The 11544-nt window shown below is 49.3% G+C and carries 11 protein-coding genes; 1 reads left to right on the forward strand and 10 read right to left on the reverse strand.

Features of this window, described 5'->3' with window-relative positions; all coding sequences use genetic code 11:
* Positions 1-35: 35 nt before the first annotated feature.
* From PVA01S_RS25220 to PVA01S_RS25240, 5 genes are all read right to left on the reverse strand, one after another.
* Entirely contained in the window at positions 36-872 is an 837-nt protein-coding gene (locus PVA01S_RS25220) for a carbohydrate ABC transporter permease (protein ID WP_127610547.1), read from the reverse strand.
* A 15-nt stretch (positions 873-887) separates the two neighbouring features.
* On the reverse strand, positions 888-1748 hold the full coding sequence (locus PVA01S_RS25225) for a carbohydrate ABC transporter permease (protein ID WP_127610549.1): 861 nt from the start codon (positions 1746-1748) through the stop codon (positions 888-890).
* Positions 1749-1845: 97 nt separating this feature from the next.
* Entirely contained in the window at positions 1846-3189 is a 1344-nt protein-coding gene (locus tag PVA01S_RS25230; RefSeq protein WP_127610551.1) for a sugar ABC transporter substrate-binding protein, read from the reverse strand.
* A 19-nt stretch (positions 3190-3208) separates the two neighbouring features.
* Positions 3209-4111: a nucleoside hydrolase gene (locus tag PVA01S_RS25235; RefSeq protein WP_127610553.1), complete on the reverse strand. Its 903-nt coding sequence runs from the start codon at positions 4109-4111 to the stop codon at positions 3209-3211.
* 53 nt (positions 4112-4164) lie between these two features.
* On the reverse strand, positions 4165-5166 hold the full coding sequence (locus PVA01S_RS25240) for a LacI family DNA-binding transcriptional regulator (protein ID WP_127610555.1): 1002 nt from the start codon (positions 5164-5166) through the stop codon (positions 4165-4167).
* A gap of 336 nt (positions 5167-5502) precedes the next feature.
* Here PVA01S_RS25240 and PVA01S_RS25245 point away from each other — a divergent pair, with 336 nt between their 5' ends.
* Positions 5503-6147 carry an isochorismatase family protein gene (locus tag PVA01S_RS25245; RefSeq protein WP_127610557.1) on the forward strand — a complete coding sequence of 215 codons (645 nt, stop codon included), beginning with the start codon at positions 5503-5505 and terminating at the stop codon, positions 6145-6147.
* A 241-nt stretch (positions 6148-6388) separates the two neighbouring features.
* On the opposite strand, the gene PVA01S_RS27430 is transcribed toward PVA01S_RS25245, so the two are convergent.
* The 5 genes from PVA01S_RS27430 to PVA01S_RS25270 all read right to left on the reverse strand — a co-directional run.
* Complete coding sequence (locus tag PVA01S_RS27430) at positions 6389-6604, reverse strand: hypothetical protein (protein WP_244933046.1); 216 nt, start codon at positions 6602-6604, stop codon at positions 6389-6391.
* 407 nt (positions 6605-7011) lie between these two features.
* A complete protein-coding gene (locus PVA01S_RS25255; protein ID WP_230876220.1) occupies positions 7012-7974 on the reverse strand; it encodes a sugar-binding transcriptional regulator in 963 nt (320 codons plus the stop codon).
* A 200-nt stretch (positions 7975-8174) separates the two neighbouring features.
* A complete protein-coding gene (locus PVA01S_RS25260) occupies positions 8175-9530 on the reverse strand; it encodes a 2-oxo acid dehydrogenase subunit E2 (RefSeq protein WP_127610561.1) in 1356 nt (451 codons plus the stop codon).
* A gap of 22 nt (positions 9531-9552) precedes the next feature.
* Complete coding sequence (locus tag PVA01S_RS25265) at positions 9553-10530, reverse strand: alpha-ketoacid dehydrogenase subunit beta (RefSeq protein ID WP_127610563.1); 978 nt, start codon at positions 10528-10530, stop codon at positions 9553-9555.
* Between the two features lie 52 nt (positions 10531-10582).
* A partial coding sequence (locus PVA01S_RS25270) for a thiamine pyrophosphate-dependent dehydrogenase E1 component subunit alpha (RefSeq protein ID WP_244933047.1) occupies positions 10583-11544 on the reverse strand: 962 nt, incomplete at its 5' end.

Genomic DNA, 11544 nt, shown 5'->3' on the forward strand with positions numbered 1-11544 from the left:
CAAAAGCAACTCCTCTCTTCGCTCAACTTGGATCATTAGCTTTCCTTGGAACCCGAACTGGCAACACCCTGAACAAAGTAGCGCTGCAGTACTAAAATCAATACGACTGGCACGACCACGGCCAGGACGGTTGCCGCAAACATTTCATTCCAGAAAGTCGCATGTTCGGTGGTAGCCAAACTAATGGCCACCTGAATGACCCTATATTCCTCTGATCGAGTTACGATTAAAGGCCACATAAAAGATTCCCACTGAAGAATAAACGTTAGCAGCCCTGCACTTATCGTCACCGGTTTACAGAGCGGCATGATGATCTTCGTATAGATCATCCACCAGGAAGCCCCTTCCATTCTTGCCGATTCCAATAAAGAATCCGGTAAGTCCATAAAAAATTGGCGGAACAAAAAGATAACCAGACCGTTTGCGATGCCCGGTATGATGAGACCCTTATACGTATCCACCCATCCCATACTGTTAACCAAACTGTATAACGGTATCGATATCACTTCAAACGGAATCATAAAACTTAACATCACTAAGGCCCAAATCACGATTTTGCCTTTGAAATTAAATTTTGCGAAAGCAAACGCGGCCATAGAGTTAATCGCAATGCTAAAGATTACGGTAACGATCGCAATGAAAAAAGTATTAAATACGACCCGGCCGAATCCTCTTAATTGAAAAAGATTCGTATAAGCTTCCAAGGTCATTGAAGTGGGAATAAAAGTTCTCCACGATATAGGCGAAACATAGCGGAAGATATCGTCTAAAGGTCTAAACGATGAAACCAAAGCAAACAAAAGCGGAAAAATGACAATCCCGACAAGCAGGAAATGAATGGCATATATAACAGGTTTAAGACTAAGCTTCATTTCCATCCCCCCTCATTAGTGTTCCGCTTTAAATAACTTGAACTGTGCGGTAATAATAATCAATATGATGCAAAGCAGGATCATAACAATAGCCGAGGCTCTTCCCGGATCGGAATACATGAATGCACTATTGAAGCTTTCATTCATCAGAACGTTGGTACTATCCTGAGGACCGCCCTTGGTCAAAATATACATCGGAGCAAACAGTAAGAAATTTGTTACCGTATCAGCTACCGTTACAAAAATAAGCGGCCTTTTCATCATTGGAATCGTGACATGCTTGAACCGCTTCCACTTGCCCGCACCGTCAATCGATGCCGCTTCATAGAGCGAGAGAGGAACTTCCTGCAATCCGGCCAGGAGAAAGATGGACCAATACCCTACGCCTCTCCAGGTAGCAATCGCTATGATCGCCCACAGCGCTTGATCCTGACTTCCTAGAAAGGGTTGCGGCTCCAGGCCTACCGCTATAAGCAGCGAGTTAAGAATGCCCTGTTCCTGATTCATCATCAAGCTCCAGAGCACACATGCAATGGGCAGCGAAACGGCTATCGGAATATAGTGAATAGAGCGGAAAAAACCTATGCCTCGCAAATGATAATTCAAAAGTATCGCAAGAAATAAAGCGAGAACAATCTGCAAAGGATTGATGACGACATTCATCAACAGGGTAATTTTCACCGAATTCCAGAACACAGGGTCAGTTAGAAGATCCCCATAATTTTTTAATCCTGTGAATATTTTCTCGCCTGCCAGAAAGGATGAGGCATACAAACTCTCCTTCAGTCCTTCGGCGATCGGCAGAAGTTTAAATATTAAAATCCCCAAAAGCGCCGGAAATAAAAACGCATACGGTACATAGGCTCTATCCTTCATTCTGACTCACCACCCTATGGTCTGCTAGTTAAGATAAAAGGAGGGACATTTGTCATATAGAAACGCCCTCCTTATACATTACAGGTCATGAAAGAAATTATTTGGCTATGGTTTCATATTTCTTGAGTTGGCGGTCAATCTGATCAGCGGCATTATCGAGTGCGCTTTTGGGTTCCGAGCCATTTTTTATATCCTCATATGCCTTGTTCAGCAAAGATTCCCATTCCAGATAGCCTGGCGTAGATGGTCGTGAAACCGACGTATTTTTTGCTTCATAAGCAGCCAGTCTTAATCCGCTTGCCGGGAATTCGTTGAATTTAGCTTCCTTGTCGATGGCATCCAGCAATTCCTTGTTAGCCGGAATTTCATTACGCTGCTCGAACCAAACTTTCGATCCTTCCCCGACTGTCGCATACTGAATGAACTTGGCAGCGGCTTCTTTCTTGGTGGAGAATTGGGAAATGCCTAAATGCCAGCTTCCGGTCGGCGTTGCCGGTTTTTGCCCGTCGAAATAAGGAATAGGCGCATAACCGAAAGAAAGACCTTTATCTTGAAGCTGCTTCAATAACGCCGTTCCTCCAACAAACATCGCCACTTTACCTGTTGCAAAGTAATCGATGGACACATCGGGGCTAATTTTGGGACTAATCTTCCACGTATTGAATAAGTCAAAGTAAAATTTGCTTGCCTGAACCATCTCTGGAGAGTTCGTAAACCCGCTTGCTTGGATGCCGTTGTCGCTGATGACTTTCGCCCCTAAGCTGTGCGCCAAAGGCAATACCTGATAAGGGCGGCCAATTTGCTGGAAACTAAAACCGAATACATCCGTTTGCCCGTCTCCGTTGCTGTCATAGGTCAGTTTCTTTCCTTCTTCCACTAATTTTTCCCATGTCCAACGTTCTTTCGGGTCACTTGAAGGCGGTGTAACTCCTTTGGCCGTGAGAATATCTTTGTTGTAGTATAACAGCTGACTGGAAGTATTTAACGGGGATGCCATGAACTTGCCGTTAAACGTTCCTAACTGCACAGAGGAGTCGATCAGCTTTCCTTTTTGTTCGGCGGTAATATAGCTGTCTAACGGTTCCAGGAAGCCCTTGGCCGTGTAGTTCGCAACCAGAGGACCATCTACTGTAAATAAATCAAAGGTAGGTTTCTTCGAATTCATCTGTACCTCGATTCCTTCGAATAGTTGCCGGAACGGCAACGAAACCACACTCACTTTGATGTCGGGATTTGCTTCTTCGAATTTTCCTACAAGCACCTGAAGATCTTTGAGCCATTCGCCGAGAACCATGATCGTGATTTCCGTTTTTGCTTGCTTATCCGAACCTGTGTTGTCTGGCGTTTTAGCTTCCGGTACCGGCTGGTTACCCGAAGAGCAGCCGGCGATTGCAGTAAATGCCAACATAGCGATCAGCAGTACAGATACGATTTTTTTCATTTCTTTTTCTCCCCTATTTTCAATTTTGTGCAAGCAACCGATCCATTAATAATCGGATAAACCTTTCATTATCTACTTCCAAGCCTATCTCCACATTGGCGTCTTCAGAGAAAACCGCGACGGTTTGTCCTGTAGGATGGCGGTGATCGTATTCTACTCTTATGTTCATTCTTTGCGTTTGGACAATGGACCGGTCAACCAATAAAGATACAGCCAGCGGATCATGCATCGCCGTCCAATCCTTGCCCCGAAAACGCAACCATTTCTCAATGGACTGGGCCAATGCGATATTTAGCGGATCTCCGGAAGCATAAAGCTCATCTTTTTCCTTTGATGTGATTCGAACCTTCATCGTAACGTCTAATCCAACCATGACGATTGGAGCCCCGGAGGAAAAAACAAGGGATGCCGCCTCGGGATCGCATTTCACGTTATGCTCAATCGGGGGCAATTCAATTCCGTTATTCCCTAGGCGAGTAACGCCCCCCATCAGGATGATCTCCTTAACATGCTCAACAATTCGGGGTTCACGAATTATGGCGACCGCAATGTTGGTAAGGGGCCCGATCGGTACAAGGGTAATTTCGCCGGGATTGCTCATAATCTTGTCAATGATAAAATCAACGGCATGCCGGTCTTCAATGTCGAAGGCTTCATGATTCGATAATAACAGCTCTTCATGTCCCGCCCAAAACACTTCCCGATTTTGCAGCAGCGGCTTCTCAATCCCTTTGTAGACGCACACATCATGGCGATTAGCTAAATGCATCAGTTTTTTTACCAGACGCGCACGAATATCTACATCCCCATAAACCGTTGTTACTCCCTCCAATACAATTTCCGGAGACCTTAAGGCCAATGCTAAAGCCAGGGCATCATCCACATCTGTACCGATATCCGTATCCAGAATAATACGCTGCATGTGAACCTCCTCATGATATCCTTTGTTATTTCAATAAAGCAGGCTACACCCTATTAAAATCTTGTTGTTGTAGCTCTTTGGATCAGCTTGGTTTCCAAGACACGGGGGGTCATCTCCGGCAGCTCATGACGGTCTTCGATTTGATGAATTAATTGAAATACCGCTTGTTTTCCGATTTCGTATATCGGCTGCGCGATGGTGCTGATTTCCGGCTCTACCATCTGTGTCATGCTGATCCCGTCAAAACCGATAAGAGCCACATCCTCAGGGACTTTAACACCCGATCGAATCAATGTTTTTAATGCACCAACGGCCATGAGATCGTTGGAGGTAAAAATCCCGTCTACCCCTTCGTTTTCCTTCAGTAATTGTTCAGTTACACGCATCCCGCACTCCATACTGAAATCCCCTTCATAAACAAGATCAGGATCAAAGCATCCGGCGTTTCGCAAGGTATCGGTATAACCGCGATTCCGGTTGGCGGAAGTAATAAGGTGATTCGGACCGCTTATATGCGCTATTCTTCTGCAGCCGATGGACAGCAAATGTTCGACGGCAAGAACGGCACCCTGATAATGGTTCACTCGAACAGAGGAAACCTCTTCGGAAAGCGCAGCGCGATCAAGAGATACAATAGGCATCCCGGAACCCAGTATGCCGTGAATTTCATTCCATGTAAGACCATGCTCGGCAAATATGATGCCATCGACATAGCGTTTCTTGAGAATATCGAGATAACGAAGCTCCTTAACTCCGTTTTCATCACAATTTCCCAAAAGGGTGGTTATCCCATAACTGCTTGCCGTATCCTCCACCGCTCTGGCGATTTCGGGAAAAAACGGATTGGTGATATCGGGAATAAGCAGTGCAATGGTATCTGTTTTCTTGCCTGCCAGGCCCCGGGCAACTGAACTGGGTGAATATTGCAACTTGGCCATACAAGCTTTGATCTTCTTTTCCGTGTCTTTGCTTATGTAGCCTTTTTGATTAATAACTCTGGAGACGGTGGCAACCGAAACCCCGGCCAACTTGGCAACGTCCCTAATCGTTGACATAGGATCCTTCTTTCAAGTGTAGTAAACCGGTTACACATGGCATGTAAAAAAATCCGGCACCCGAATAAGCACTCCTCCCCGCCGCATCACATGGTTTAGCCATAGACATGCACTCCTTCCCCCTTCAGTTTCTAAGCGCTTTCAACATGGAACAGGGATAGCTTACTCCCCTTTCCTTAAGCTTTCAACGCAAAAGTTCCGCTATACGCACCAATTATTTTTTATTTTTATTTTAAACCTTTCAAACCGATATAATATTGACTAACATTTATATTTTATGTTAATTTTTGAATAAGTTTATATAAGTTTTAATCCATAACGAAGGGGCGGAATAGCATGACTCATATTGACGAGGAAACTTTTTTTAAAGAAAAAGGATTTGGACAGCGAATCGGTTTTGGACAGCGTCCGGCGATTGTAGTTGTAGATTTTATTAAAGCGTTTACAGATTACCGGAACCCTGACTTGGTATTGGCCGCCAATGTGGATAAGCAGCTGCTGCAGACGAACCGTCTGATCGACGCCTCGCGGTTATTGCGCATTCCCGTTATTTTCACAACGGTCAGCTATGATGACAATCTTAAAGACGCGGGCATTTGGGCCTTGAAGCAGAGCGGGTTGGTTACGCTTCGATCAGGCACAGATGTCGTAGCTGTAGATTCCACCCTTCATAGGGAACCTGGCGATACGATCATTGTCAAGAAATATGCCTCATCGTTTTTCGGAACGGACCTCGTATCCCGCCTCGTATCCCAGCAAGTGGACACGGTAATCCTAACCGGCTGCACAACAAGCGGCTGTATACGCGCAACCGCTGTAGACGCTATCTCTTACGGATTCCGCCCTATGATCGTAGAAGAAGCTGTCGGAGACCGGTCGGAAGCGGCACATAAGCAGAGCTTATTCGATTTGCAAGCCAAGTACGCGGATGTGGTCTCCATCGAGACTGTACTTTCTTATTTTCAAGGAATGATTCCATAACCATTTATTCAGATTCGGAACTGCGCGTACAGGCTCCGGCGTGCAATAGAAAACGGAGCCCGCAATCCCGCGCAGCTCCGTGTGTGATGTTCAGGATTCATGATAAATTTACCATACAAGATGATGCGAAGTCCGCCATCAGGAAGCTGGACGCCCGGAATCGGGTACAGGGCCTCGCAGAGGCGATTCGGTGAGGCGATTCGGTGAGGGATTCTGGAGTTCGCCGCGGCGGTTCTTGAACTTACTTTTTTCTAACACTGTACTTCTTAAAGTATCCTTCGATCTCTTTAGCTTCCCTATACACCCGGTACGGCTTACTAACGATCCTTACCGGCAACGAGAGCAGAAACTCCTTCAGGTGATGGCGGTATTCTTCCGTCATGCGTACCGGCTTGCTCCTGATTCTCTTCACAACTTCATCGTAAATTTCGTGAGAAATGTCAATATGAATATCCATCTGTCTACCGCAAAAATCACAATGGATTCGAGAAATATGTTTATTTAAATAGGTGATCGTGTGGTCGGTTTCTTCTTTACACCGGATACAAAAAAGAGAAGTATTGATCTGAGTCTCTTTCATATCGTTCCCCCGATTATTCTCAAATTTTCACCATATTATATCCTATTCCATGTGGCTAACAGGAATCCCGGGTTTTGCTCCGCACCTTTTGTACGAAGACATGCTTTCATCTCCCTTCTTTGCTGAGCAGCAGCCTTCGCTGTCCTTTTATGCGATACGCTAAATTTGTCGAATTTTGCGATTGTCACTGTTATTATAAACCGCTTTCATTTGAAGTATCAATATCAAAAAGCGGTTTCACTAATAAAAAAGGCTGCATCGTCTGCAACCAGAGGTCATGTCCATTACTTTTGGCCTCTCATCTTTAGCGTCAACTCTACGGCCGTTTGCTCATCGGTTATCAACGTGTGAATATAGCCTCCCCGAAGCGTCGCCAGGATCGCCTCTACCTTATGAGCTCCTTCAACGACAGCAATAACCTTCCCCACATTCCTTAGATCGTCCACACGAATCCCAACGACCCGTTCATTGATCGTGTCCTTGGCAATGGAGCCGTCTGCACAAATAAAGCATGAGTTGATATCCCCTACCACACCTGCCTCTTTGATACTTCTGAGCTCTTTAGCGCCGAGATATCCGATCTCCTCCATCGTCGAATTCATGTACGGATTTCCGATTCCCACTATGGCAAGGTCGATTTTCTTCGCTTCTTCAAGTACATCGGCAACCGTCGGCGTTTGCAGCAGCAGGTCTCGAAAATTCTCGCTTTCTACAATAGCAGGAGCATATAACGATTCACAGCTGCAGCCTAGCTTCTTGGATAATTCATAGGCAATCTGATTCGAGTGAAGCTCGATCCGGTTAGATCCCATACCGCCTACAAGCGGGATTACCTTCAAATCGTCATGAGCTTCATTCGGAAATTCCTTGACCAGATTGTACAAGGTCGTCCCCCAGGAGATGCCGATCTTAGATACGTCCTTTAGATGCTTCAGCACATACGAGGCCGCAGCTTTAGATAAGACACTCTTCGCAATTTCAGCGGGCATATCGGCTGTAGGCACAACGACGACATCAACCAGTGAAAAGGCGGTTTCAATTTCTTGCTCCAGATTTATCGTTTGAAAGGCCTGGTCATGAATAATGATTTCAACCAACCCTTCATTACGCGCCTTCTGCAGACCCTTGGAAATAATCGGCCTGGAAACGCCCACCTTCTTGGCGATTTCCGCCTGCGTGAGTTCGTCAAAATAGTACATGCGACTAATCTTGAGTAAAAACTTCTTTTCCTGATCGGTCATCATCATCGCTCAACCCCATCCGTACTTCAACATATCAACGATTATATCACAATTTAGGATAACTCAAAAAGGTTGTCCTTATCGAGACAACCTCTTCGATTGCACCTTATCCCGTGTTCATGACGAACTCCCATACCGGCCATCCGCAGCTTCCGCAACCGACTCATGCAGAGACTCCGTTGTCACCTCAACCCTCATAATCAAAATCAAACCAGCAATTGGTACGGCTGTTCCAGCACGGTCTTTAATTCCGTTAAAAAGGCTGCGGCCGGAGCGCCGTCGACCACCCGATGGTCAAACGAAAGACTCAGCGTCATCATCGGCCGAACCAGCACTTGCCCCCCGATGACAGCCGGCTTGTCTTGAATTTGTCCGACTCCCAGAATGGCCACCTCAGGCTGGTTAATGATGGGGGTGAAGGAATCGACCGCATACATCCCGAGATTGCTGACCGTGAACGTCCCCCCGCTCAAATCTTCCGGCTTCAGCTTGTTGTCGCGGGCTTTCCCCGCAACCTCCTTCGATTTCCTCACCAGCTCCGCCAGACCCATACGCTCCGCTTCGAAGATGACCGGCACGAGCAAGCCGTCTTTCACCGACACGGCCAACCCGATGTTCGTATGGTCCTGAAGCACGACCTCTTCATTCTCCCATCGCGCGTTCAAGTTCGGATGCTTCACGAGGCAAGCGGAAATCGCTTTGAGCAGGATCTCCGTATACGACAGCCGCAGGCCCGTCTGCTTCTCGACGATCGGCAGCAGCTCCGTACGCATCGCTTTCGCCGCCGTCATGTCCACCGTCGTCGTGATGGTGACGTGCGGAGCCGTATAGGCGCTTTGCGACATCCGCTGCGCAATAATTTTTCGCATGCCCTGCAGCTTGATCACCCGTTTCTCCCCGGCTTGCGCTTTCGCGGGCTGCAGGGCGCGCTCGACATCGGAGCGCACGATTTTGCCGCGTTCGCCGCTGCCCTCTACCTGACCAAGCTCCAGGCCATTCGCCGCCGCAACCTTCTGCGCCAGCGGGGTCGCCCTGACCGTCGACGCTGCTTCCTTAGCCTTGACGCCCGCAGAGACGTACCCTTCAACGTCCGCACGGTGAATCCGTCCCTTCTCTCCGCTGCCCTTGACCTGCTGCAGCGCCACGCCGTGGTCGCGCGCAGCTTTTCGCGCCGCCGGGGTTGCCCGCGGCTTCCCTTCCGCCGGCGCTTGCGCCGGCTCTTCGGACGCTTCAACGGCACCCTGACCCGATGCTGCAGGCCCGGCCGCTTCGCCATCCGAAGCCGCTCCCGAAGCGTCCGGCGGCCATGCCGGAGCCTGATCCCCGGCCTCTCCGATGTAACCGATGACGTGGTTGACGGGTACAACCGCATCCTCTTCGTAATACCGTTTCACTAAAATACCGGAATGGTACGCTTCCACCTCGATATTGATTTTATCCGTCAGCACTTCCAGCAGCGTGTCGCCTTGGCGCACGGCTTCCCCTTCTTGTTTAAACCAGCGAATAATCGTGCCTGTTTCCATCGTCATGCCGAGCTTCGGCATGAACACTTCATTTAGCATCTCCTTCGGGCCTCCCTGCCACTTACTTGAGCGCCTTCTTCACAGCCTGGACGATATCGTCGACTTGGGGAACGGCTTTTTTCTCCATGATTGGATTGTAGGGAATAGGAACGTCCAAGCCGCCCAGCCGCTGAATCGGAGCGTCCAGGTAATCGAACGCCTCGCTTTCCATGACCTGGCTGACAATCTCGCCGCCGAAACCGCCGCGTTTGACCGCCTCGTGAACGACGATGAGGCGTCCGGTTTTTTTCACGGATTCCACCACGGTTTCGATGTCCAGCGGCACCAAGGTCCGCGGGTCGATCACTTCGATCTGAATGCCCTCTTTCTCCAGCTGCCCCGCCGCCTCCAGTGCGCGGTGCACCATAATCGACGTCGCGACGACGGTTACGTCCGTCCCCTGGCGCTTCACGTCCGCCTTGCCGATCGGGAGCGTGTAGGCCTCTTCCGGCACCTCGTCCATGGTCCGGTAGAGCAATTTATGTTCATAGAATATGACGGGGTTATCGTCTTCTATCGCTGCGCGTAGCAAGCCCTTCGCATCATACGCGGTCGAAGGCTGAATGACCTTCAGGCCGGGGATGTGCGCCATCCACGCTTCCAAGCTTTGCGAATGCTGCGCGGCTGCTCCCGTACCCGAGCCCGCTGGCGTGCGCAGTACCATCGGCACCTTGCCCTTCCCGCCGTACATATAGCGGATTTTGGCCGCTTGGTTGACAATCTGATCGGTCGCAATCGTTATAAAATCGGAAAATTGCAGCTCCAGGATCGGCCGCATCCCCGTAAGCGCCGCCCCAACGGCAGCGCCGGCGATCGCCGACTCCGAAATCGGGGTATTGCGGATTCGCTCCGGACCGAATTCCTCGATCATCCCTCGCGTGACCCCGAACGCTCCCCCGTACACGCCGATATCCTCTCCGAGTACAAACACGTCCTCGTTTTCCCGCATCATCTGGGACATCGACTCTTTGATCGCTTCCAAATACGTTATTTTCCTCACTTCGTTCGGCTCCCCCTTACCCTGTACCTTCATCTATAGAACTTCAGCCAACTTAAGCGAATACGTCCTCCGTAATCGCATCCGGAGACGGCATCGGGCTCTCTTCCGCAAATTTGACGGCCGCTTCGATTTCTTTCAGCGCCTTCACCCGCAGCTCCTCGAGCTGTTCCCCGGTTGCAGCTTGATCCGCTAGTAAGCGGGCCGCCATTTTCGCAATCGGATCTTTTTCTTCTTTCCAGTACTGCTCTTCTTCTTTGGTCCGATACTTCTTGGCGTCGCTCTTCGAGTGTCCCTTCCAGCGGTAGGTCTTCGCTTCGATTAACGTCGGTCCGCTGCCGTTCCGGGCCCGCTCGACCGCTTCGTTCGTCACACGCATGACTTCAAAGATATCGTTCCCTTCCACCACAACGCCCGGGATGCCGTAAGCCTTGGAGCGGTCCGCAATGTTCTCTACCCCGATCATCTCTTTCGCCGGACCGGACATCCCGTATTGATTGTTCTCGCAAAAGAAGACAACCGGCAGCTTCCAGATCGCTGCAAGGTTGATCGCTTCATGAAAGCTTCCCTCGTTGCTTGCGCCGTCACCGAAGAAGCAGAGCACGACATAACCCAGGTTTTTCATCTTCGACGTAAGCGCAGCGCCTGCTGCGATCGGAATGCCGCCGCCTACGATCCCGTTAGCTCCCAGGTTGCCTTTCTCTACGTCCGCAATATGCATCGAGCCGCCCTTGCCTTTACAGTAGCCGGTTTCCCTGCCGAACAATTCCGCCATCATCCGGTCCGCCTGCGCGCCTTTCGCGATACAATGACCATGGCCCCGGTGCGTGCTTGTGATCTTATCCCGATCTTCCAATACCGCGCAAGCCCCGACAGCCGTTGCCTCCTGCCCTACACACAGATGCGTTGTCCCGTGTATCAATCCCTTGGCAAAAAACTCATCGACCTTCTCGTCGAAATACCGCACCAGCCACATCTGATAATATAGATCCAGCAGTCTTTCTGCCGATAGATCGA

Origin of the sequence: Paenibacillus validus NBRC 15382 (genome assembly GCF_004000985.1) — a bacterium.
Taxonomy (GTDB): Bacteria; Bacillota; Bacilli; order Paenibacillales; family NBRC-103111; genus Paenibacillus_G; species Paenibacillus_G validus.